Source organism: Bacillus sp. SM2101 (genome assembly GCF_018588585.1).
GTDB classification, from domain to species: Bacteria; Bacillota; Bacilli; order Bacillales; family SM2101; genus Nanhaiella; species Nanhaiella sioensis.
Genome location: NZ_JAEUFG010000009.1, coordinates 151,025 through 175,895 on the forward strand (window position 1 = coordinate 151,025; position 24,871 = coordinate 175,895).

General features: G+C 33.6%; 19 protein-coding genes and 1 pseudogene. 13 read left to right on the top strand and 7 right to left on the bottom strand.

Features of this window, described 5'->3' with window-relative positions:
- Positions 1–165: 165 nt before the first annotated feature.
- Entirely contained in the window at positions 166–561 is a 396-nt protein-coding gene (locus tag JM172_RS10925) for an RDD family protein (protein ID WP_214482331.1), read from the bottom strand.
- A gap of 517 nt (positions 562–1,078) precedes the next feature.
- On the opposite strand from JM172_RS10925, the gene JM172_RS10930 reads away from it, so the two are divergent.
- From JM172_RS10930 to spoIIP, 9 genes are all read left to right on the top strand, one after another.
- Positions 1,079–1,534 carry an SRPBCC family protein gene (locus JM172_RS10930; protein WP_214482332.1) on the top strand — a complete coding sequence of 152 codons (456 nt, stop codon included), beginning with the start codon at positions 1,079–1,081 and terminating at the stop codon, positions 1,532–1,534.
- Between the two features lie 578 nt (positions 1,535–2,112).
- Positions 2,113–3,723: a long-chain-fatty-acid--CoA ligase gene (locus JM172_RS10935; RefSeq protein WP_214482333.1), complete on the top strand. Its 1,611-nt coding sequence runs from the start codon at positions 2,113–2,115 to the stop codon at positions 3,721–3,723.
- Positions 3,724–4,180: 457 nt separating this feature from the next.
- Positions 4,181–4,747, top strand: coding sequence for a TetR/AcrR family transcriptional regulator (locus tag JM172_RS10940; protein WP_214482334.1), 567 nt, complete (start codon positions 4,181–4,183; stop codon positions 4,745–4,747).
- Between the two features lie 76 nt (positions 4,748–4,823).
- Positions 4,824–5,708, top strand: a complete 885-nt coding sequence (locus JM172_RS10945; protein WP_214482335.1) for a 3-hydroxyacyl-CoA dehydrogenase family protein — start codon at positions 4,824–4,826, stop codon at positions 5,706–5,708.
- A complete protein-coding gene (locus tag JM172_RS10950; protein ID WP_214482336.1) occupies positions 5,708–6,487 on the top strand; it encodes an enoyl-CoA hydratase in 780 nt (259 codons plus the stop codon). The genes JM172_RS10945 and JM172_RS10950 overlap by 1 nt, the downstream gene beginning before the upstream one ends.
- Positions 6,488–6,730: 243 nt before the next feature.
- Entirely contained in the window at positions 6,731–7,510 is a 780-nt protein-coding gene (locus tag JM172_RS10955) for an SDR family NAD(P)-dependent oxidoreductase (RefSeq protein WP_214482337.1), read from the top strand.
- 34 nt (positions 7,511–7,544) lie between these two features.
- A complete protein-coding gene (locus tag JM172_RS10960; protein ID WP_214482338.1) occupies positions 7,545–8,324 on the top strand; it encodes an enoyl-CoA hydratase/isomerase family protein in 780 nt (259 codons plus the stop codon).
- A 17-nt stretch (positions 8,325–8,341) separates the two neighbouring features.
- A complete protein-coding gene (locus JM172_RS10965) occupies positions 8,342–9,322 on the top strand; it encodes a quinone oxidoreductase family protein (protein WP_214482339.1) in 981 nt (326 codons plus the stop codon).
- A gap of 1,248 nt (positions 9,323–10,570) precedes the next feature.
- Positions 10,571–11,716, top strand: a complete 1,146-nt coding sequence (spoIIP, locus tag JM172_RS10970) for a stage II sporulation protein P (protein WP_214482340.1) — start codon at positions 10,571–10,573, stop codon at positions 11,714–11,716.
- 1,764 nt (positions 11,717–13,480) lie between these two features.
- Here spoIIP and JM172_RS10975 read toward each other — a convergent pair.
- Together JM172_RS10975 and JM172_RS10980 are read right to left on the bottom strand one after the other, a co-directional pair.
- The gene (locus JM172_RS10975) at positions 13,481–14,674 is read right to left on the bottom strand and encodes an aminotransferase-like domain-containing protein (RefSeq protein WP_214482341.1); all 1,194 of its coding nucleotides are present in this window, start codon (positions 14,672–14,674) and stop codon (positions 13,481–13,483) included.
- A gap of 623 nt (positions 14,675–15,297) precedes the next feature.
- Complete coding sequence (locus tag JM172_RS10980) at positions 15,298–16,023, bottom strand: sulfite exporter TauE/SafE family protein (RefSeq protein WP_214482342.1); 726 nt, start codon at positions 16,021–16,023, stop codon at positions 15,298–15,300.
- Positions 16,024–16,773: 750 nt separating this feature from the next.
- Between JM172_RS10980 and JM172_RS10985 the strand changes: the two genes are divergently transcribed.
- The 4 genes from JM172_RS10985 (at position 16,774) to JM172_RS11000 (ending at position 20,402) form a co-directional block, all read left to right on the top strand.
- The gene (locus tag JM172_RS10985; RefSeq protein ID WP_214482343.1) at positions 16,774–17,160 is read left to right on the top strand and encodes a YbaN family protein; all 387 of its coding nucleotides are present in this window, start codon (positions 16,774–16,776) and stop codon (positions 17,158–17,160) included.
- A gap of 198 nt (positions 17,161–17,358) precedes the next feature.
- On the top strand, positions 17,359–17,793 hold the full coding sequence (locus JM172_RS10990) for a dUTP diphosphatase (RefSeq protein ID WP_214482344.1): 435 nt from the start codon (positions 17,359–17,361) through the stop codon (positions 17,791–17,793).
- A gap of 885 nt (positions 17,794–18,678) precedes the next feature.
- Positions 18,679–19,467: a VOC family protein gene (locus tag JM172_RS10995; RefSeq protein ID WP_250886619.1), complete on the top strand. Its 789-nt coding sequence runs from the start codon at positions 18,679–18,681 to the stop codon at positions 19,465–19,467.
- A 290-nt stretch (positions 19,468–19,757) separates the two neighbouring features.
- The gene (locus tag JM172_RS11000; protein ID WP_214482346.1) at positions 19,758–20,402 is read left to right on the top strand and encodes an MOSC domain-containing protein; all 645 of its coding nucleotides are present in this window, start codon (positions 19,758–19,760) and stop codon (positions 20,400–20,402) included.
- Positions 20,403–20,736: 334 nt separating this feature from the next.
- On the opposite strand, the gene JM172_RS25635 is transcribed toward JM172_RS11000, so the two are convergent.
- The 4 genes and pseudogenes from JM172_RS25635 to JM172_RS11015 all read right to left on the bottom strand — a co-directional run bounded on the left by JM172_RS25635 (position 20,737) and on the right by JM172_RS11015 (position 24,831).
- Entirely contained in the window at positions 20,737–21,690 is a 954-nt protein-coding gene (locus JM172_RS25635; RefSeq protein ID WP_483297254.1) for a methyl-accepting chemotaxis protein, read from the bottom strand.
- A pseudogene (locus JM172_RS25640) lies at positions 21,685–22,461 on the bottom strand (MCP four helix bundle domain-containing protein); the annotation flags it as partial. The pseudogene JM172_RS25640 and the gene JM172_RS25635, both read right to left, overlap by 6 nt.
- Before the next feature lie 372 nt (positions 22,462–22,833).
- Positions 22,834–24,210, bottom strand: a complete 1,377-nt coding sequence (locus tag JM172_RS11010) for an MATE family efflux transporter (RefSeq protein ID WP_214482348.1) — start codon at positions 24,208–24,210, stop codon at positions 22,834–22,836.
- Positions 24,211–24,393: 183 nt separating this feature from the next.
- The gene (locus JM172_RS11015) at positions 24,394–24,831 is read right to left on the bottom strand and encodes a MarR family winged helix-turn-helix transcriptional regulator (RefSeq protein WP_214482349.1); all 438 of its coding nucleotides are present in this window, start codon (positions 24,829–24,831) and stop codon (positions 24,394–24,396) included.
- Between the last annotated feature and the right edge of the window lie 40 nt (positions 24,832–24,871).

The following is a 24,871-nucleotide window of genomic DNA, read 5'->3' on the forward strand; positions in this document are numbered from 1 at the left end:
TAAAAAATAACAATTAGTGCTAAAGCAGTAAACAGTATAACTAAAATCCGGGTTTTAAAAATTGCAATAATTGTCTTTAGTAGTCAAGTTCCTCAATAGAGCCATGCAGTAAATGTAGTCTATTCTTTTGATCCACGATGTTCAAACACATACGTGACTTATAAGCTAATTATCATAAGTCACGTATGTGTTTGCAACAAAATCATGTATTGAGCGATTATCTTCACGTAACAGAACCATAAATATACTGACAATAATGCCTATACCAAGTGTTAAACCATATACGATACCTGCAACTATGACACGCAAAACCATAGTCCCGAGGTGAACATTGGTGCCATCTATTTTAACAATTCGAATACCTACTATTTTTTTTCCGACTGTGTATCCCTTCCAAAAAACAGGAAGTAAGGTTCCGTAGATTACTTCAAATTCGTTTAGTAGGAAACTTTGTTCATTGAAAATGTAATATGCGATAAATGTAATGGGTAAACCAATAAGTAACCAATCAAAGAATAATGCGGCAAGACGTACACTAAAGCCTGCTGAGTTTTCGGACATTTAACTTCACCCCAATATAATTACAGTCACAGCATTTTTATAGCATATTACAGTTATAACAGCTTTGTGTATAAGGAGAGGAAATTTAATATTCAAATGTTAACATACTGCTATTACCTTCTTTATCTTTTAATCATCGTCTCTCCACGCCTATGCCATAAGGCAAATATACATTTAGGGAGAATCCCAAAAATACAAGTATAGTTTAAGACACTACTTATAATTGAAGGTTATTTTCGTAAATATTATTGCTATAATCACGAATTTTGTACTATAAGAAGTGGCTTTAAATGCTAGTTATCATGTTACAGGAGAAGAGATGATCCGAACGGTCGTTTTGTACGTGTTTATTTGCTTAATGCAGACTTATGTGTATGTTACATAGTTTAATATTAGATTGTATAAATATTCAGTGAAAAAACTTGCGTATCTATGATTTACATAATATGATAGAATTATCAAACATACCAACCGGTTAGTTCAAATATACATAGGACAAAAATGAGGGGGCGTTATGTTGATATTCCTAGCAGAAAAACAAGCAGAAATTAACAGACCAATAGAAGATGTATATAATTATGTAATTAATATGGAAAATTTCGGAGAATGGTTTCCTAATGTAATAGAAATGACCTCTAATAATACGCTAGCTCACGGTGAAATAGGTAAAAAATATACTGAACAAACGAAACTACCTTTCAATATAAAAAAATCAATACCAATCACTGTCATTGAATCAACACATAATTCAAAGTTCGTAACTGATGGTGATTTTCCACCTTTGATGGAAAGAATGACAGTTACTTTTTCGGCTAAAACAATAGGTAGTACCCTTGTTACTTGGAAAATGGAGAGTAGAAACCATTCGAGGTTAGCCAATGTTTTCTTTATGCCAATAGCAAAAATAATAATTAAAAATCGAGCAGAAAAGGGTATGTTGAAGCTTAAACAAGAGCTTGAAAAGCCATCTTAATTTTTCAATTTGGAATCCTTTAAGTAAACTTTAATTCGTTAAAGGACATTCTTCTCTGTATAACTGAAAGAATCTAAACATATGTGAAATGTCTAAAACTTTCATACAATCCATCAACTAGACTTCCTCAACTTTGCTGTTACTTAACTAATTAGTTCAGTGAGTTGTTAGTTTTTTATACAAATTACCAATTATTTTATATGAGAAGGCTGGTTGATTTCATATGTTTATGGCATGGGTGAAAATATGATAATTATTAATAACATAGTCATTATAGAATATTTTTTTTAAGTTTTGTATGAGTATTACATGACAAATGACTGGACATTTATCAATCGTTATCGAATTGGAGGTGATAGTATTAAAATTGTGAATCTATCATGAATATTGAAAGCTTCGCATAAATTGTAAAAACAGAAATTCAACAAAACAACATATTATCTTTCGTTTATAGATGAAATGCTGCAAATACCCTATCAAAATTATTTTTCATAAAAGTAAGTTGTTAGATACGTGAGAATAAATTGTCTTACATCTGAGGGTTAACTTAGAAAAAATAATAACTTGGGGGTTGTTTCGTGACTGATAAGCATGTTTGGTTAAACCATTATCCAGATGATATCTCAACAGATGTTGAAATTCCTAACACAACATTACCACAAATCTTACAAAATACTTCAGAGGAATACCCACAAAATGATGCTATTTTATTCTACCAACAAAAGATGTCATATAAAGAATTAAATATGTCTGTTCAAGCTTTTGCATCATCAATACAACAGTCAGGAATTAATAAAGGTGATCGCGTTGCAATTATGCTACCTAATTGTCCTCAATATGTCATTTCATTTTATGGGGTGTTGGCTGCAGGAGCAATCGTAACACAAATTAATCCAATGCTGGTAGAGCGAGAATTGCAATATATTTTAGCAGATTCTGGGGCGCAAACTGTTGTTGTCCTAGATATGTTATACCCTCGAGTGAAGGCGATTCAACAAAATACAGGATTAAAAAATATTATAGTTGTTAGTCTACAACCAAACGATCAAACATATAAACCAGACATATCCTTCTATGAGTTTATGAAAGTTGGAAACGGAATTGTTAGTCCAGTTGACACAGATCCTGAACATGATATAGCTGTCCTACAGTATACAGGTGGAACGACTGGTAGACCAAAAGGAGCTATGCTAACACACCGTAATTTAATAGCAAATAATGTGCAAGCACAAGAGTTTTTCAAAAATGATGTAGAAAAGGGTAAAGAGCGTTGTTTAATAGTTCTACCATTTTTTCATGTTTTTGGTATGTCGGCATGTATGAATTTTTCAATATTTAATGCTGCTTCAATGGTCCTCCTACCGAGATTTGATGTTGAGGAAGTATTGCATACGATAAAAGCTGAAAAACCAACGATTTTCCCAGGAGTTCCGACAATGTTTATTGCTATTTTAAATCATCCTAATGCCACTGACTACGGAATTGATTGTATTAAGGTTTGTAATAGTGGAGGAGCACCAATGCCAGTGGAAGTACTAAAAGCATTTGAAGAAAAAACTGGCTCTAAAATAGTTGAAGGCTTCGGCATGTCTGAATCAGGTCCAGTTACACATTCTAATCCATTATTCGCTGAGCGAAAAACAGGAAGTGTTGGGATTCCATACCCTTCAACTGATTTTAAAATCGTTGACATTGCAGATGGCAAGCTAGAGGTACCAGCAGGGGAAGTTGGTGAACTGATCGTTTCAGGGCCTCAGATCATGAAAGGATATTGGAACATGACTGATGAAACGATGCACACTCTCCGTGATGGTTGGTTATATACAGGGGACATTGCTCGAATGGATGAGGATGGATACTTGTATATCGTTGATCGAAAAAAAGACATGATTATTGCAAGCGGTTTCAATATTTATCCGCGTGATATAGAGGAAGTTCTCTATGAACACCCTTCTATACAAGAAGCTGTAGTGGTTGGAGTACAGGATGCATATAGGGGTGAAACAGTAAAAGCATTTGTCGTTCTTAAGCAAGGGGAACAACCGAATGAACAAGATATTATTAACTATTGCAAAGACCATATGGCTTCATACAAAGTACCAACAATTATAGAGTTCAAGGCTGAATTACCGAAAACGACGGTTGGAAAAATATTAAGGCGTGCTTTACGGGAGAATAATGTTACGTAAAATCTTTTTGAAAGATGATTCAAGACGAACAGGGAGCATATTGATTAAGATACATATTGTCTAACGATATGTTTCCGTTCTTTTTTTATCATAGAAACACCGCTAAAAGAGTTTATTGTATATACTGTTTTTCCGATATTATAACAACAGAATTCTAAAATGCCATTGGGGTTAGTCGTGTACACACTATATAAATGAAATGCTCTTTCGTAAAGTTGTTTTTTTATAATTATGGTTTGTGTGATGAGTTTTATAGGAACTTAATAATTAATATGTATACAGATGTTAAGAACACTGTTGTATACATGCTTATAACTTAATTATAAAAGCAATAAACATTGCGAAAGTAGCCTAATGAAACAATATCAAGCAAATCTAGATTTAACTAATATAGAAATTAGAGGTGATATTTTGTGTTATAATTCCATTAAAAAATATAGAATGTGAGGATATAACTTTGAAACAACGTATTAAAGAGCAGAGCATCCTTCTGTTTGAGAAAAAAGGATTTACTGAGACTTCTATACAAGATATTGTTGATGCTCTAGGAGTAACAAAAGGAACGTTCTATTATTATTTTTCAAGTAAGGAACAACTATTAATGGATATTCATCTACATTACATCGACGATCTGCTACAACATCAACTTGAAATTTTAGTAGATAATAAAAAAAGCTGTAAGGAAAAGCTGAAGGATGTTGTATTATTGCTTATTACGGATATAAAAGAACAAGGGCCAAGTGCACGAGTGTTCTTACGAGAACTAAGAAATTTAACTAATGAACATCTTCAAAAAATTCTAACGAAACGTGACAAATTCAGACTGAATATCGAGCAACTACTAGCTGATGGTGTCGCGAAGGAAGAGTTTCGTAAGGACCTTGAAATAGACATCATTACTTTTGGTATATTAGGTGTAACAAACTGGACGTATCAATGGTTTGATCCAGCAGGGACAAAATCTGATCATGATGTTGCAGAAATATATATTGATATGATTTTACGAGGAATACAAAAAGAATAAGTTAAGTCTACTCTAGTTTTGCTAGGGTTTGAATAAGATCTACATACTAACTAGTCAGTATAAAGGAGGGTATATTATGAATATTCAAGATATTAAGAATATTTGTGTAGTCGGCTCTGGACAAATGGGACATCAAATAGGAATGCTATGCGCATTAGGTGGATTTTCAACAATAATTCAAGATGTGAGTTCACAATCATTAACAAAAGCTAAGACAAGTCTTGAGTCGATTATGGAAACATGGGTAATGAAAGGTAAAATAGCTGAGGATCAAAAAGAAGCAGCCCTTAAAAGGTTGTCATTTACTGAAAGTTTAGAAGAGGCAAGTTCGAAAGCTGACTTTGTTATAGAAGCAATTGTAGAAAAACTTGAAATAAAGCGCGAGGTATTTAAAAAGTTAGATGAGTATGCGCCAGCACATGCTGTTTTAGCAACGAACAGTTCGACGATCGTCAACTCACTTATCGCAGATGCAACAAAACGTCCTGAGAAGGTTTGTAATATGCATTTCTTTTTCCCGCCTCTTGTGATGGATTGTGTTGAAGTAGTAATGAGTGAGCAAACTTCAGAAGAAACTGCACAAATTACTTTAGATGTTTGCGAAAAAATTAACCGTAAAGGAATTCTACTACGTAAAGAAATTTCAGGGTTTGTTGCAAATAGAATTCTCATTGCTCTTCAAAAAGAAGCGATGTATTTATATGAAGAAGGAGTCGCTGATTATAAAGACATCGACTTGATTGTAAAGCAAGCGTTGAAACATCCGATTGGACCGTTTGAATTAATGGATTTATCGGGATTAGATGTAGGTTATTATGTTATGCAGCAGCGCTTCGCTGAAACTGGAAATCCAAAAGATAAACCACCAGCTTTTATTGAAGAAAGGGTAAAGGCAGGTTTGTTAGGAAGAAAAACGGGAAAAGGCTTTTATGATTATTCAAGCAAAAAGGTGAAGCAATAATGGAGCCTAATGTGGAATACGAAAAAGTAAATGGTGCAGCGATAGTAACCATTAATAACCCACCGTTAAACGTTATGAGTAGCTCAGTAAGTAAAGAATTATTAGAAACATTTTTATTGCTTGAAGATGATACTGAAGTGGTTGCTGTTATTTTGACTGGTGCTGGTTCAAAAGCATTTATGGCTGGCGCAGATATCCGTGAGTTTCCTAGTTTAATAGGGAAAACTGGATTAAAAAGCAAATTTTTAGAAAGCCATCACGTGCTGAACTATATCGATACATTTAGCAAGCCTACGATTGCTGTTCTTAATGGGATAACATTTGGTGGAGGTTGTGAGTTAGCATTAGCATGTGATATTAGAATTGCTGAAAATCACGTGCAAATAGGATTGCCAGAAATAAAGCTAGGTCTTTTTCCAGGTGGAGGAGGTACTCAACGACTCCCTAGATTGATAGGGGAAGCTAGAGCAAAGGAAATGATCTTCACTGGGGAACCTATTTATGCGGAAGAAGCTTGGCGTATTGGCCTTGTAAATAAAGTAGTGGCAAGTGGGAAGGGCTTATTAGCTGCGCAGGAGATGGCAATGACCATTTGTCAATATTCACTTGCTGCAATATCACGCAGTAAACAAGCCATACAAGAAGGTGGCCAATTAACGGTTGAAGCCGGTCTTAAAAGGGAAGCAGAATTATTTGAAGAAGTGTTTCAAACTGCGGATATAAAAGAAGGTGTAAAAGCATTCTTAGAAAAACGCAAACCAATATTTACACATAAATAACTGATAGGTATTGTTACAAACATGAACTTAAAATATTTTGATTATTTAAAACTTTAAGTAAAATAAATGCTGTTTTCGCTTGGATTTTCGTATTGAGAAGTAAACACGTACTCAACTAGAATCATGACATCTATTTTTCTGTACAGCGACTAACAATATAATACCGCTTTTTATAGTATTAATCAGATTACAACAGCAACAATCTATTCGAAAAGAGCCAAAATAAAAAAGGAGTGAATATGTATGAGATTTTCTGACACAGTCGTAGTGATCACCGGTGGAGGTAGTGGAATAGGTGAGGCAGCAGCTCATAGAATAGCAAAAGAGGGCGCTGATGTTCTAATAGTAGGAAGGACTCAATCTAAATTAGAAACAGTATCAAAACAAATTAATGAAGAGGTCAATAGAAATGCTGTTCAATATTTCGTGGCAGATGTAACAAATGAAGAACGTATCACAGAGTTAGCTGTTTTTGTACAAAAAAACTATGGTCACTTAGATATTTTAATAAATAACGCAGGAGCATCCCCCGTTTCTAGATTATTTAATACATCAACAGAAGACTGGGATTTTGTTCAAGAAACAAATTTAAAAAGTGTGTTTCTCGTTTCTAAATATTTAGGACAACTGATGGCGGAAAGTAGTGAAAAGGATGAAGGAAAGCGCAAAGACAGAACAATTGTCAATGTCGCTTCATTATCAGGCCATAAAGCTGCGCCAACTTTACCTCATTACAGTGCTGCAAAAGCAGCGGTGGTAAATTTATCTAAAACACTTGCTCATGAACTTGCACAATTTGGAATCCGTGTGAACTCCGTATCACCTGGCTTTATTAAAACACCCATGACTGAAATAAGTCTTGAAAGTGAACGGTTTATGAAAACGATTGAGAGAAGCACAGCTATGGGTAGGGTAGGCGAAGCAGAAGAAATAGCCAATGTAATAGCTTTCATGGCATCATCTGAAGCTTCATATATGACCGGATCAGATATCGTTGTCGATGGTGGCTGGCTTATATCATAAGCTGCGAAACTAGTAATAAGGGAGGCTGATAGAAATGCAAAATGAGCACCTAATTGTTAATATCGAAGGCCCTATTATGGTTCTAACGTTGAATCGGCCAGAAAGCCTTAATCCGTTTAGTTCACATATGATACTAGGTTTATCAGAGGCAATGGAAATAGCTAGAGACAATGATGATATTCGAGCTGTGGTCATTAGAGGGGCAGGTAGAGCATTTAGTGCAGGTGGAGATGTAAAATCTATGGGCGTAGCTTCGTCACAACAAATTTACGATCATATTGGTAAGCTAAATGAATGTATAAAGCTTATGAAAGATCTACCTAAACCAATTATTGCAGCTGTACATGGTTTTGCAGCGGGCGCAGGGTTTAATTTAGCATTGGCTTGTGATCTTATTATAGCAGCTGACAACAGTAAATTTGTCTTTAGTTTTTCACAAGTAGGACTAATTTCAGACGGAGGAGGGTCCTATTTCTTTCCAAGGTTAGTAGGGCCATATCGTGCTAAAGAATTATTCTTTAGTGGAGAAACAGTTTCCGCTGACCAAGCTAAAGAACTAGGTATATTAAATCGAGTTGTTCCACTTGAAAGCCTTGAATCTGAAACGACAAAGCTAGCGATGAAGCTTGCCCATGGTCCAAGTAAAGCTTATGGAATGATGAAGAAAATCATTGATCGATCTTACGAGTCATCATTAGATGATATTTTGGAGCAAGAACGAATTACACAAACGTTGATGATTCATACTGAAGACCATTTAGAAGGTGTTAGCGCATTTAAAGAAAAAAGAAAGCCACAATTTAAAGGTAAATAGAAAAGGGGAATATGACTATGAAAGCAGTACAGATAGATAAATTTGGTGGACCAGAAGTTTTACAATATGTTGATTTGAATAAACCAATGCCTAAAGGCAATGAAGTATTAATTGAAGTAAAAGCCATCGGAGTAAATTATGCTGATACAGCGAGAAGAGAAGGACAGTATGTAGTTGAGACAACATTACCGTATGTTTTAGGAGGCGAGGTTGCTGGTATTGTAGTTGCAGTTGGAGAAGATGTTACTTCTGTTAGTATAGGTTCGAAAGTTGTGACTATCATGGAATCAGGTGGATATGCAGAGTTTGCGATGGTCGATGAAAGATCAGTCATACCGATACCTGATGGGGTTGATTATAACCATGCTGTTATTTTGCCGATACAAGGATTAAGTGCCTATCATATTTTAAAAACAATGGGGCGCCTTGAAGAAGGTGAAACAGTCCTTGTTCATGCGGCTGCTGGTGGAGTCGGTTTACTTGCCGTTCAGCTCGCTAAGTTATTTGGTGCAGGTAAAGTAATAGCAACAGCTAGTACTGATGAGAAGTTAGCACTCGCCCAAGAGATGGGAGCTGACGTAACTGTAAACTACACTGTAGACGGCTGGGATAAAGAAGTAAAGAAAGCGACAGAAGGTAAAGGTGTAGATGTAGCACTTGAAATGGCTGGTGGAGATATATTTAATAAAACAGTCCGTTGTTTAGCACCATTCGGTAGACTTGTCATATATGGTGTAGCTAGTGGAGAAATGAGCACAATGCAACCAGCAGAGTTAATGAGACGTAACCAATCGGTTATTGGTTTCTTTTTACCACAAATTATGCGTAAACCACAGCTCCTCCAATCTAGCTTATTAGAATTACTTCAATATGTACAGACAGGCCAATTAAAATTAACAGTTGGAGGCGTATACCCATTAGCAGAAGCAGCAAACGTTCATACACTATTACAAGCAAGAAAAACAACTGGAAAAATTGTTTTAGTGCCGGGGATCTGACCCACAATGCGTTAATGTGGGAAAGTAGTAGCTAAATTAAATAAAGACTATATTTGCATAGGTTAGTGTTTTTTGTACTAATTAATAAACACGAAAACAACTGGATGTAGTGGTATCTTTTCTTCTAAAAAATGGTGAATGCTGAGTAAACGACAGTTTTATATTCTAGTTTTGAAACGATCGCAACGAAGTTTATGAATAGAGTCAAAATAAAAAACAGAGTGGCTCCGACCACTCTGTTAAACTTTATAAGAAGGAAGATTATTAGTGTAATAGCAATTCAGCTGTTTCTCGGTTACAGGATGCTTTCCTGTATTTGGGGTTGATTATATAATCCATATTTTGTTGTTAAGCTTATTATCATAACAGTAGCTTTTTATTACTGGATGTCAAAATAGTAAATTCCAACGATGATCTTTACAAAAAGCCAATTGTTCTCCTAAAAGGGTAAATCATACTATATAGTAAGATAGAATATTTTATGCTAATGGTTATAACTTGTGTAGGAAAATGACAAGAAAATAAAAAAATGATTAAAATACCTAAGAAACTTATATTTGGCATGTGAAAACATGCATTTTTAGAATGATAAACGTAGCATAGTAAGTACTTGGATATAAAACCGCTTGGTTAGTTATTGTGAATTATCAATGTGTTGCTAATGGAAAAGGATTCACTAACAACGTAAATTGAAAGGAATCATTTTTCTTCACAGTCATAAATCAGTCAGTACAAAAGCTTCTTATCGGAACTGTTACCAATGCCTAATAACCTTCTTGTTGCTCCTCGAACTTTCTCTGCTTGTTTCTACGACTGTTGAAATTGGTTGAACTACTTTACAATGTCTTTTTATCGCTAAAACTACCAAAGTAATACCCAAAGGTCATTTGTTTCAAAATCCTAAAGATCATTGGAAACAGTTTATCCTTTGTATCTCTATAAATACCATTAAAATATCCACAGTAATCACATTCTACTAAAAAATTAAATTTATGATTTACGGTATGATATCAGTAGATTTTTTCAATTTTTATTACAAAATCTATTTATACGGGATATATATAAGGTTCCGAATTAGAAGCTGTTTCTTTATAACATATGAGGATAAAGCCAATAGGTCCGACCACCTGTACTTAATAGTGTTAATGGAAATTAGTGGTATAATCTACTATTCTTTATATTATTTTATTAAATTAATATATTGTATCCTTTCTATGCATATAGATTAACATAGGGGGGATTATATTTATGAAGCCGTATAGAAACAAAAGGTTATTGCTCATGACTAGTATTCCAATGCTGATATTTTTCATCTTCTTCATATCAACATTAATCGTTAGCTTAAACGTTAAATATGAATCTAGCTTTATTGATACTGCGTTAGGAAATGTAGAATCAGAAGACCTACTAATTCACTTTCTGAAGGCAGAAAATCAACATTTTACTCTAGAAGAAAGTGAGAATGATTTATTTTCTATTAAGAATATAGCTGAATCTATTCTACAATTTGGCACAAATATTATTCTAAGTGATTCAACAACATTTTTTGGCGGAGAATTACCAGGCATAACTTCCTCCTTAAACAAAACGAGTATAACCGAAGAAACTGAGTACGTATTTGAATCGTCACCACCAATTGAAGTTTTATTAAAAGAACGAGAAGTCGCAACAGAAAAACTAAAACAGGATGAAAACATAATGTTAGTTGAAAATAATCTTGTTGATCATATACCAAATAAGACTGTATATATCTATCAGACGCATAGTTGGGAATCTTTTTTACCATATATAAAAGATGCTAGCAGTCCAAATCATGCAATCAGTAATGATAATCGAGTGAATGTCGTTGCACTAGGTAAGCGCTTATCAGCTAATCTCCTTAAAGAAGGGATCGGAGCACATCATGATCAAACGAATATGACAGCAAAGTTGCATGAGAAAGAATGGAAAACAACAATGTCATATAACTTGTCTCGTGAGATTTTAGAAGTCAACACAAATAACAATAGTCATGTAGAGTACTATATTGATATACATCGGGACTCGGCACGTAGAGATGTTACAACTAAAATGATTAATGGAATTGAATACGCAACATTATATTTTGTATTAGGAACGGAAAATATAAATTATGAGCAAAATAAACAATTTGTCGAAAAACTTAATGCAGAGCTGAATAAAAGGTACCCTGGAATTAGTAGAGGAATATATCAAAAATCAAAAAAAGATGGAAATGGAATATATAATCAAGATATATCTAGTAAAGCTATCACGTTAGAAATAGGCGGTGTAGACAATACATTTGAAGAACTTGAAAGAAGTGTTGACGCTTTCTCAGAAATTTTTTCAGATTTATATTGGGCAGATCGTGAAGCGATAGAGGTAAATGGATGAGCAGTCAAAAATTGACTAGCAAGCAAATCATATTATTCAAATGAGGTTAGATGTTCGTACAAGCTGTTTAAGGTTTTCAAAAAGCGGAAGAATGAATAGATAACCTAATTACCAATAGACCAAACCGTTTTGTTTTGATGGTTTGGTTTTTTACTTACTTAATACATTGGTAATCTTTTTTATCTTAAATATGTAGTGAAAAGATTAAAGGCATTTTAAGATCATATGAATACAATATTTGCTATTTTCTCATTAATGATAGGAATATAATCAGGAAAAACATTATACTCAGGCCTTTTCTCCATAGTTAAGAAAATTTAGTAGAGTAGCTAGATTTATTTTTTAAGTGAAAAAGTAGAAATCATAATATTTATGAATAACATACAGCCAAGTAAAATTATGCACGTAATGATTGCGTAGGAAAAAATAAAATATAAAAGACTAATATTTCCATCTATTATAAGGAAAGGTGTAAATATGTAATCCGAGAACGCTATGCTAATGAACTCTATAAAAACAAGAACTATGATAAGTGTTGCTAAAATTTTTTTGATTTGTATTTTCATTAGAAAAACCCTCCTTTTTAGCCTTTATATATACAGACGAATAAGATTACAAAAAAGTTGTAATAAAATACAAAAATTTTCTTACAAACTTACTATCGTATACGTCCACATATAAATCTGTCATCAGTGACCCTTTGTCACCTTATTAATTCACTCCAATTGAGATAAGCGCTCACAACATTTTTTGATTGAAAAACTATTACTAAATCTAATTCCAGAGAGCTTCAATACGCAATGTGCTCAACGAACTTATAAGTTTTCAACCATCTAAGTAGAGGTATGTTCCTTTATACTACGAAACCTGATCATTTATTTAGTGTAAATTTCACTAAAGCCTGGAAATTATATTGTTATTGTTATTGAAGTGGATTGAGTGTGTAGAACGACCATATAATATTAATTTGAAGATTTAACCGTAAATAAAAGGAAGGCGACAAGTGAGGGGGGAGGACAAAGAAAAAAGCTAATGTCATCATGACTGGGGTTATGGAAAACAGTCAAAAGCTCACTTTACTGAAAGTAAAGTGTGTGTGCACTGTTTGAATAAGTTCCAACTGTAGTGGCAGGAATGGTTGAAGCTTTAATAATGATATTGACAAGCAATGACAGATGTTTATATACATATTCATAGATGGAATGCTCCGGATGGCTACCTTACTGAAATAATAGGTGCTGCCTTTATTAACTTAGCTGTTATGCTATTACAATGATTTAAAGCCTAATTATTACAATGCTATACAGCTGTAATGATAAGAAAGATCGGTTTACATAAGCTATTCAACAAGGACTTAACCCCATTTATGTTTAGTTACTTTAGCTATTTCAGAAATAATGGTTTTTGTGATAATGCTGTGTCATCACTAACAAATGTGCTAGTGATGACTGCAGAAGCATTAACTTTTTAGAGGGTTAGAAGGTTGTATACTGTTGCAATTTTGGTAATGATATATTTTAAGAACTTTATTTCCGTTCGATGAAAATTGGCGATAAAGCTTTATGTTAGTGCCTCTGAAGTATTTTTATTTAAAATTACCGCTAATGGGGCATGTGAAATTAAAACGTTCAGGAATGCAACCTGAATCAATTATTATCACAGGTCTTTATCTCTCATAACAATCCTTAAGCATTATTAGTCAATCATGGGGTTGAAGGTCAAACTGGTAAAGAACAAATGAACTATTGCAGGTACGATGTCAAGTTAGACATTTGGAAGCATGCTTTCAGCTGCAAACACGTCGACTAAAGTGCCCATTCCTTCTCTAAGCTTGTCGGGAGTCGAGTGAGAAAAGTTTAAGCGTAGAGTATTTAGTTCAGGAGAGCTAACATAAAATGGTTTACCTGGTACATACGCAACACCTTTTTGAATGCAAGCTGTCAATAATTTAGTAGCATCAATGTTTGCAGGGAGAGTTACCCAAAAGAACATGCCACCTTTCGGAATATCATAAGAAATGTTTGGTATATTAGCTGAATCCAACAATTCCAGCATGATTTTCATTCTTTTATGATAAACAGCTCGAATTTGTTTAATATGATTATCAAGATTAAAGTCTGTACAAAGGTGATAGAGTGCTTGTTGAGATAAAGAATTGGAATGAAGATCTGCAGCTTGTTTTGCCTGTGTCATCATCCTTATAATTTGGTGAGGACCTTTAATCCATCCTGTGCGTAATGCTGGTACTACGGTTTTAGAAAACGTACTTGTATAAACAACCTGAGTCCCGCTCTGGTCCAGTGCTGCAACAGGTAAGTATTCTTGGTCATCGAACTTTATTTGTCCGTAAGGATCATCTTCAAATATAATAACGTTTTTCCTTTTCGCATACTCTAGTAACTTTTGTCTACGTTCCATAGACCATACTCTACCTGTAGGGTTTGAAAATGTTGGTACAACATAAATACATTTCGGCTTATATTTTCTAATTTTATATTCAAGATCATCAGGTAACATGCCGTGCTCATCACTTGAAACAGGCAATATAGTAGCCTCACATGATTTAAAAACTTGAAGAGCTGCTAAGTAAGTTGGATTTTCAGTTAGTATGATGTCACCAGGGTTAAACATTATCCTTGAAAAAAGGTCAATCGCTTGTTGTGAACCAGTCGTTAACAATAATTCATTAGTAGTTGTTACAATTTTTTGTTTTTTCAAAAGCTCAACAATCAAGTCACGTAGTGGAGTAAAGCCTTCGGTAACACCATATTGAAGAGATTTTTTTCCTGATAAAAATGTTTTTTCGAAAGCATCTTCAACAGCTTTAATAGGAAATAAACTCTCATCAGGTAAACCACCAGCAAAAGAAATTACATCTCCGCTCTCAATGATTTTTAATAGCTCTCGAACTTCTGACCCTTGTAAATGTTGAACTCGTTTAGCAAATCCATATTTCATATTATAGCCACCTTATAAATTATCGAATTTTCAAAAACTTATGATTAATCATATTACGATAATTTAAATTGTCAATAGGATAAACAAAAGTTTATTTTTTTTATAAGATATGGGTGAGAATAGGTTGAGCACTTAATAAATGATGATTGATAGTTTCATAGGGGTAGCATTACTTTACAATTTCTAGAAGTCTTATTCGCAAATGAATCGTAGAAGAAAATCTGCTAACGTTAGTTATATGGCTGGCATCGTTCGTCAAAACACTAACATCCAAGTAGTAAGGTGACAAAGTTCTAGTTTTGGATAATTTGTTGAAAATCATTCATTTGCACACCTCCAATATGAAATTCAATGTTCTCTTACTTGTAACGAAACACCACCCTTAGTTTTAACTCATGGTGATTTAGGTATTTGTTCAAGGCTGTTTTCGTATTGATTGACGCCTTTTGTCCTTAAATATAAGGTCATATACGCATAGCGTTCGTAGCAAATTGCTCGTGCTACATTCTCTAGTCCCAAAGGAATATAAGCTATATTATTATTGGTAGTTAATCCTTTTCAAGAAATACCGTGTAGCCACGTTTTTCGTTTATTAATATAAGGATAGTCTCAAATTCAGGTGGTCATATACTTAGAATTAGTTGAATAATTAGTATGGTAGTTACTATTCTCAGGAGATTCTTTACGTGATTTGTTGAGAGCCTTGTAGCAACTCTTACAGCTATGAGTCCACCAATTAGTGAACCTGTTGCTAGCAATATCGAGATTTGCCAATCGAAATAACCAGCAAAGAAATAGGTGAAAAATGCGCCGATACAGCTCATAAAGGTCTGAAAACGTGTAAAAGCCACTGCTTTAATATATGACAATCCGTTGTATAAGTGGGTATACAATAATATGGTAGCCTGTCCTGGTCCAAATAAACCGTCATACACTCCGATGAAGAATAACAGAGGGTGTGTATTTTTCAGAATGATGTTATTCACTACTTTTTCTTGTGGTAGTTTCTTTAGTAAATTCACCACTAACGCAAAACTGAGTAATACAATTGCAATCATCGTCATTTGTTGTTCAGATAATACAGATGCACAAAGTGCCCCTGCAATCCCTCCAAGTAAGGCTAAAGGAACAATAACCACTACTGAAGAGAAAGTAACTTCTTTTTTCCATAACAGCGTATAAAAACTAGAAAATGAACTAAATATATTTGAAAATTTGGCTGCAGCGATAGCTGAATGAATAGGTACACCAAGCAAAAGTAGAGCTGGCATACTGATAAGTCCACCGCTACCAGCCAATGTTCCAATAAATGATGCGCAGATCCCTATTAATATTAGTAAAATCATCATAAATATAAATCCCTCCTTTCATATCTTTTATCATATAACCCATTTATTTATAATTAAAATACGAATTAATGTATACTTAACATAAGTAAAACTTATTGGTTTTTATGTTCTATAAAGGTGTTTTATTTAAAAATGTTTTTAAGAAATAAACACGATCATAACTCCTCTTATGTAAAATGAAGATTGAATAAAATTATTTATCGTGGTATCAATAGCAACAAAGTGTATGAAAAGAAGCTTGATAAAAGATAGGGTGCAACTCACACTTTTATGTTGATGAAATATGAGTAGAATACATTTAAATAGTCAGTTTAATAGCAAAATTATTTGACTGGAGGCTAAATGATGAGATATATGTAATCCAAGAGGAAAACTACATTATAACTACATGTAGTGAAAAAACTCCACCTTACGAAAATAATGACATTAATTCAAATGGATATATATACGCTTAACGAGAAAGAAATATTGAGAAAAGCTACTATATTCCATGGGGATTTTATAAATTTTAATAACTAGCAATATAAAACTCTAATAGCCGTAGTAACATACCAACAATGGAAAAAAGTCTAGATAAATATTTAATGGTAACATTGTATAAAAATTAAGTATGCATACCGCCGACGGTTAGCTTTTCCTTATCTACGGTGTTATAATGTTGCTAATGTTAACTCTAAACAATTTAATTCATAATACTTGGTTATTTTTTGACAAATATAATTATTTAATCTAGCAGCAAGGAGTTCGGTTATGAAAACACTTCAAAAAACCGTATTGATCGTAATAGGAACAGTTGCTTTAATATGTGGTGTCATAGGTATCATATTGCCCTTAATACCGACTACACCTTTTTTATTACTAGCAGGCTTTTGTTATGCTAAATCATCGAGAAAATTATATGATAAGTTGATGAATAATAAAATACTTGGGGAGTATATAAAAAACTATCGGGAGCATAAAGCGATTCCTATGAAACCAAAGATAATAGGGGTCTTGATTATTTGGAGCTCAGTTTTTTATACATTTTTCTTTTTGTCAGCCATAATATATCTTAAAGTTATATTCTTCATTGGTGCAGTTGTAATCACTTATTTAATTTTATCCATTAAAACGTTAAAACGTGACATAACAGCTTAGCGAGGGTGCATTTATGCATCTTTTTTGTTGGTTGTTGCGATATCGCATAAAGATAAATACTGTCATTAAAGAACATAGACAGGGTTCGTACAATAAAACGGTTTATACTAATAGAGTATGGACAATAGTTTTTAGCATAACTTTATTTTACTTTATTTTTACTATATAAATTAGTCCATGGTAGAGGAGAAAACATAAATGTCATTAACGATAAAAATAAAGTATTTTCATAATCAATTACCAAAAATCAATAAAATTGAAGTTGGGGATTGGATTGATTTACGTGCAGCTAAAACTGTAGTAATCCAAAAGGAAGAGTTCTGTTTAATTCCTCTTGGTGTTGCGATGGAACTCCCTGATGGGTACGAAGCGCATGTTGTACCTAGATCAAGTACATTTAAAAATTTCGGTATCATCCAAACAAACTCAATGGGGGTAATCGATGAGTCGTATAAAGGTGATAATGATCAATGGTTTTTCCCAGCGTATGCTCTGAGAGATACTAAGATTGAATTTGGAGATCGGATTTGTCAATTTAGAATGATAAAAAAAATGCAGCATGTGACTTTTAAGGAAGTAGACTTTCTAAATAATGAAAATAGAGGTGGCCACGGCTCTACTGGAACGAGGTAAATATATTGAATTTATGGTGGGTGTCCAATAATGACAATAAGGATATCACTCTTGATATTTACTGTTTTTAATATTGCTTTCAGCCTGTAACAATAATGAAGAATATTTAGCCGAATCAGACTTTATTGGGGAAATAATAAAACTTAATAATCAATCAATAGAAATGGAAGTTAAACAAGGTGTTTTTTTTGAAAAAGGAAACACCGGAAATATTATTCTAAGCTATGGAAAGTCGGTTGATAAAAGCAGCTTGGAAAAAGATAAGAAGTTTAAAGTATGAATAGATGGTGAAGTTTTAGATAGTAGCCCAATGCAAGCAACCATTGGAAAGATTGAAGTTTTGGATTAACGCATTTTGGTCTATTTAGGCAATGAATATTACGTTAGTTTAGGTGTTACATCTAACGGGTAATTTTGGGATTAGTATTGGCAAACTTCCTATGGAAGCGGTAGATGGGAAAATAAGTCGTCTCAAACAAAGGAAAAAAATAATATTTTTGTACCAACGATGATTAATAAGAATAATTAGCTGTATTTACTCAGTGCTAATAGCATTAAATTCACGAAAAAACTGCAATTTTAACATGGGAACTTCTACATAAAAGGAGTTTCTTTTTTTGTTTTAGGTTTTTTTCTTAGTAAGATATAAGGAGGTACATCTAGCGTTCGTAGCATCTTTGGATACTTTAAATAGATGCTTGTTGTGAAAACGACTTCTTTATTTTCTAGGTTGGACTATAGCAAAGAATGTTATGAAAGCGTTTTTAAAAACAGAATTTCCAAAAAATGTTGACATTAAACCCACTTTAAGGTTTAGGATATATATGTAGATATTCATATTAAGGAGCGTGATTGGTTATGTTTCGTTGGGATGGAGGCTTCATCATGGTTTCGTGGGAGCGATTTGACGAAGGGGTAATTTGGTACACAACACATATGGGATGGGAGTGTTTAGATCAGGTTCAGACGCCATTGGGGAAAAAAGCTTTTTTGAAAATGCCTAGACAAGGAGTAGTTACGGTAAAATCATTTGATTCCGATATAGACCATTTCATAAATGAAACTGCGGAAGAAGGTAATGTTAGGTTGTGTTTTGAGATTGGCAGTATCGAAAATACACTTAACTATTTTGAACAGCATGGCATTACATACTCAAAACAGGTCACATTAGTAAATGGTTTGAAAACGTTTGATTTTTATGGGTTTGAAAATGCTCGATTTACAGTTTTTGAAAATCCTACAGAGAAGGATCATTACCCTGATGCTAGACTATTAGGATTTGGTGAGATAAATGCAAGAATCGGTGTCACCGACATAAGCAAAGCTGTTGATTGGTATACAACTCATCTAGGTTTTTTGAAGGTCATTGAACACACAGAGAAAGGATATGCTCATCTTCAAACGGAAGATGCCTATGACTTCAATGTTCATCAACAAACATTGATGGATAATATTTTTCTAGAAAAAATTAATGAACCAGTTAGAGGGAATCCAGCAGTACGTACATATTTTGATATTAGACCAGATAAATTTTATGAAACATATAATAGACTCAAAGATCAGCATATGGAATTATCAGAAATTGCTGGGAATCCATTGGAAGGGTGGGGAGGATTCCACTTTTTTGACCCTGATGGAAATCGAATTAACGTTTGGTCGTATCGCATGATGTAAACAGCGAAAAAGTAATAAAGTTACGAATCAGATTTTATAAATTTTGTATTACCGTTCTTAACATTTAATGTGTTCACTGTCATCATTCCTTCTTATTAAATAATGACAGACGTTTGTTGCGTAAGTTCACACCTCTGCAGATGAGCTTTGGATAGGGTTGTCACTTCATTTGCCGATGTTCAATTTCCTAAGATTATTATATGAAGCAATTGAGCATAAAAGGAAAATGTTGAACATATTCAAAATAACAGCTAGAATAAAAACGTTAATGGAAAATTGAGGTGATTAACATGGAAAGAAACATAGTTTCTATAAGTATTGGGCAACCCAAAAGTTATGTTTGGAATGGAAAAACCGAAGATTCAGGCATAGGGAAACAAATCATTGAGGAAGCGTTTTTAACAACAGAGGGGTTTGTAGGTGATGGAGTAGCTAATCAAAAGTATCATGGTGGTCCAGATAGGGCGGTTTGTGTTTATCCATACGAGCATTACTTACAGTTTGAAAAAGAGTTTAATAAATCTATTGAACCACCAGCATTTGGTGAAAATATAACAGTGAGGAATATGCTTGAGAAAGATATTTTTATAGGAGATATATTTGCTCTTGGAGATGCAATTGTTCAAGTTTCACAGGGCAGAATTCCTTGTAATACGATTTCGAAGTTCAACGAAATTGATTCTCTACTATCTAGATTCGTAGAAACAGGGTATACTGGTTATTTCTTTAAGGTCATTAAAGAAGGTGCTGTGAACTGTAACTCAGAGATCAAATTGATCGAGCGTGCACAAAATAACGTGTCCATCTGGTCTGCTAACCAAGTTTTATTTCATGATAAGAAGAATAAAGAAGCTATAGAGGAAATTTTAAAATGTACAGACTTAGCAAATGCATGGAAAGGCAAGGCTGGAAAATTATTAAAAAATCTCACTTAACCATATAATACATACCTAGGTTTACTCATAGAAATCACTTTTTAACTATGAATTAAACGTTTTTTTAGGAATACCAGTAATGAAAGATAGCTTGTTAGTGATTAATCTGTATTATCACATGCATAAGGAAAAGAGAATGGTTTCGACATATGAATATAAGAAGCCAGCACGATAATAGAGTGTGGAAAAGAGAATACATAAAAAGCGTGCTTTGATCAATCTTTTATCAAACACGCTTTTTATATTTGTAACTTATTGAGTTTTATAAAAAGTGATAAGTAAACTTAATGTCATTCCTACAGTTCCATCGAAGAATCGTTAACTATAGTGAATTTTACTTAGTTATTTTAAACTTCAATATTTGATTATGCAATTTATCGGCTAAGGCAGATAAGGATTCTGCGGAACTTGTGATTTCTTCTGTAGTAGCTAACTGTTCTTCAGAAGCTGCAGAACTTTCTTGGTTTGCTAAAACAGATGAATGTGCCATTTCTTCTACAGATTTTGAGCTTGAAACTAATTGCTCATTTGCTTCAGCCATCGTTTGGATAGAACGCATAACCTCGTCTACTTTCGTAGCAACGTCAGATATTAATTGAGATATATTGCCGAATACGTCATTTACTTCTTCTGTTAACGTAATGCCTTCATTTACCTTGTCTGAACCTTCACTCATATGTTTTACAGAGCTTCTTGTTTCATTTTGTATCTCATGTAATACAGAAGCAATTTGTGATGCGGATTGCTTTGTTTCTTCTGCTAGTTTCCTTACTTCATCTGCAACAACAGCAAAGCTTTTACCATTTTCTCCGGCTCTAGCCGCTTCGATGGCAGCGTTTAAGGCAAGCAAGTTAGTCTGTTCTGATATATCGGTAATAATATTAATAATATTACTAATCTTATTGGATTTTTGGTCAAGCTGATATATTTGACTTGTGCTGTCAGTTACTATATTAGTGATCATATTCATTTGTTCAACCACTTTTGTAACAATAATAGAGCCATTTTCAGAAGCCGCCGTTGCTTTTTTAGAGATTTCTACCATGTCACTACTGTTAAGTGCTATTTCTAATGTATTGTCAGATACCTTCTTAATCGTTGAAGAAATATTATTAATACCTTGTAGTTGTTTCTCAACACGTTCAGCCGAATGTTGAGCCAGTGTTGCCATTTGTTCAGTAGCTAATGAACTTTGCTCTGTGCTTGCACTTAGTTCTTCAGCTGCTGCTGCTAGTTGATCTCCTGCTTCAGCTGCATTATTAACTAACACTTTTAAATTATCTTGCATTGTGTTGATATCATTTCCTAACAAAAATAATTCATCTTTAGTCTTAATTTTGATGGGTTCACCCGTTAATTCTCCATCAGCAATTTGACTTACACGCATACTTATCGTTTTTAAAGGATTAGTAATTTTCCTTCCTGCGACTAGTGCGATAACAAAGGAAGTGATTATTGCTATGACTAGACCAATCAATAATAACGTTTTTGTAGATTGGTAAATTTTATTGTTTTGTGATGATAGTTCATTAGCAAGATCTATATTAACCTTCATGAGTTTTCCGACTTTGTCCTCAACTTTGTCGAATTGATCACCACTTAATGCAATTCCTTCACGAGCCTTTTCATATTGACCTTGCATAATAAACTCAGTATTTTCAGAGACTCGTTCTTTAAATAGTTCCCAATCATCTTCTAATTGTTGAAAAATTTCTTTTTCTCCAGCAGTCATTGAATTTTCCTTATAGTATAGTAACATTTGATCAACGGTATCCATACTAATTTTCGCCTTTGCTGTCATTGAACTATCTTCATTGACTAAAGCTTGGAGCATTTCAATTCGCGTGTTACTAGCATACTGTGCAATTCTACCAATTGAAGAGGTAGGTACTAGTCTTTCATCTACTATATGTTTGCCGTTTTCGTTAATATTAGAAATATTAACAACGGCGTAACTCCCCAGTATAATGAGGATTATTATTAAAGATGAATATGAAAGTAACAGTTTTGTTTTAATTTTCATCCGTGTCTCCCTTTCTAAAAGTGGTAACGTTAACATTAGTACATTAGTTAATTGCTAAATACATAGTCGAGTTAACAAAGCAACCTGTATTTTCTGCAAGCATTTCCATATTAATGCATGTATAGCTGTAAATCAAGATCATTTTTGTGAATTCTTATAGTATTTTTAATAAAGTAGGTGAGTTGGTATTTATTGTCCAATACAAATCCTTTTTAAACAAACTTCGTGAATAGAACCTAAAAAAGATTGATCGCTATGCCGATCAATCTTTTTTACTATATAAATATACTATGTGTGTAGAAAAAGTAATATTTATTATAAGTAGGGAGAATAAACACTATTGTCATCATTTTAAAAAAAACATAATGTAAGGGAAAATACAGTCATTGCAGTTATTGTCAATTTATACTAGGCGGAGGCATTTGCATTGCTATTTTGTGTTTGTTTCTTCCAAGTAATTATACGATCCTTCCATGCATAGGCAAAAGTTATCATAAATGCAAACAAATCAGCTAGCGGAAAAGCAAGCCATACGCCTGTTAATCCATACAGACGAGGTAATAATAAAACGAGAGGGATTAAAAATAATACTTGGCGAGCCATTGATAATATGAATGCTGGTTTAGCTTTGCCAAGTGCTTGATAAACACCTCCAATTACCATTTGGAAACCAACTGTGATCATGAGTGCAAATATAATTCTGAGCGCATTTTCTCCCATCGTAATTGCCTGAACATCAGATGTGAAAATTGAAATTAATGGTTTAGCAAATGCTAGGACAATTACGAATACTGCAGTTGAAATAATTGTTGTTACTTTAATGGATAACATTACTGTATCGTTCACACGTTCAGGCTGTTTCGCCCCATGGTTAAAGCCAACAATAGGTTGCAAGCCTTGAATAACTCCGAACATCGGCATGACAGAAAGCGCCATTACCTTATGAATCATTCCGAATACTGCTACCCCAAGCTCACCACCGTAAATAATTAACATCCTATTTACTGCAACAAACATAATACTACCTGCGATTTGTCTAATGAAAGCAGAAGAGCCGATAGTTAAAATGGATCTAATATATGATAGTTTTAGTTTGAGATGTTTAAATGAAATGCTCAAGCTACTTTTCTTACTTATAAAGAAATAATTAAATATATAAAGCGCTGCAACAACTTGTGAAATAATAGTAGCGATGGCAGCACCTTTGACACCCATATTTAATGTGAAAATAAATATAGGATCAAGGATAATATTGATAATCGATGAAACAATCATTGTTATCATGGCTGTTTTTGCGTTACCTTCTGCGCGTACAATATTGTTCGAAGACATAGCAAATGCAAAAAAGATCATTCCTAATAAAATAATGCTTAAATAATCCATTGCATAAGGAAGGATGGAATCCGTTGCACCGAAAAGTCGTAGTAACGGTTCTAGAAATAAAAGTCCAAGAGTAATTGCTATTAAGTTTAAGCCGAGTAATAAAGCAAGAAAATTACCAAAAACATGATTAGCTTCTTCTTGCTTTTTTTGCCCAAGTTTAATTGATATGACTGCCGAACCACCTATACCAATGGCAGCAGCTATTGAAGACAATATCAATTGCAAAGGAAAGGCTATTGATACGCCAGCAACTCCAAGTGTCCCTACACCTTTAGCTATAAAAATTGTATCAACAACGTTATAAAGCGACATAACTAACATGCCGATCATTGCAGGAATCGATAACTTAGACAATAGTTTGGGTATTGGTTCGGTACCTAAGATTTCACTTCTATTATTCATGCATATTCCCCCATTTGTAATTTATTAGCTTCCTAACTATTTTTAAATATTTTTTTCCAACCATCATCCTTAAAGTGGCAATAATATAATTAACATTAACCAATGTGGTTAATGTTAATGAACTAGTCAGATATGGATATTTGGTAGATGATATCTAAGAGGGGAGTCAAGATTATACTCTCTTTATTCATTTGCTTCCTTGCAAGTATTTCTTTTCAACTTCTTTAACCAAGATACCATAAGGGCCTTTTCCTCTGGTGAAAATCCACTTGTAAGCTCATTTTCTAATTCGACAATAATATTCCATAACTGTTCAATCTTTTCAGACCCCTGGTTAGTTAAATAGAGTCTTTTTAAACGTCCGTCTTTACTGTCACATTTTCTTGTCACAAGTTTTTTATTCTCAAGTTGTTCAATTAACCCTGTCAATGAGGAAGGTTTAATTTGCAAAGCATCAAGTAGCTCTGACTGTGATAAGCCTTCCTTTTCTTTTAGATGATAAAGGACGCGGTATTGTGCGATCGTTACTCCGTGCTGCTCTAATTTGTTATTCTGTATATTTGTAAGTGTTCTAGCAACTACTTTTAAGTTGAAACCAACATGGTTGAGATAATCATCCATTTAGTTAGCCTCCTAATTATTATAATATAAAATATACACC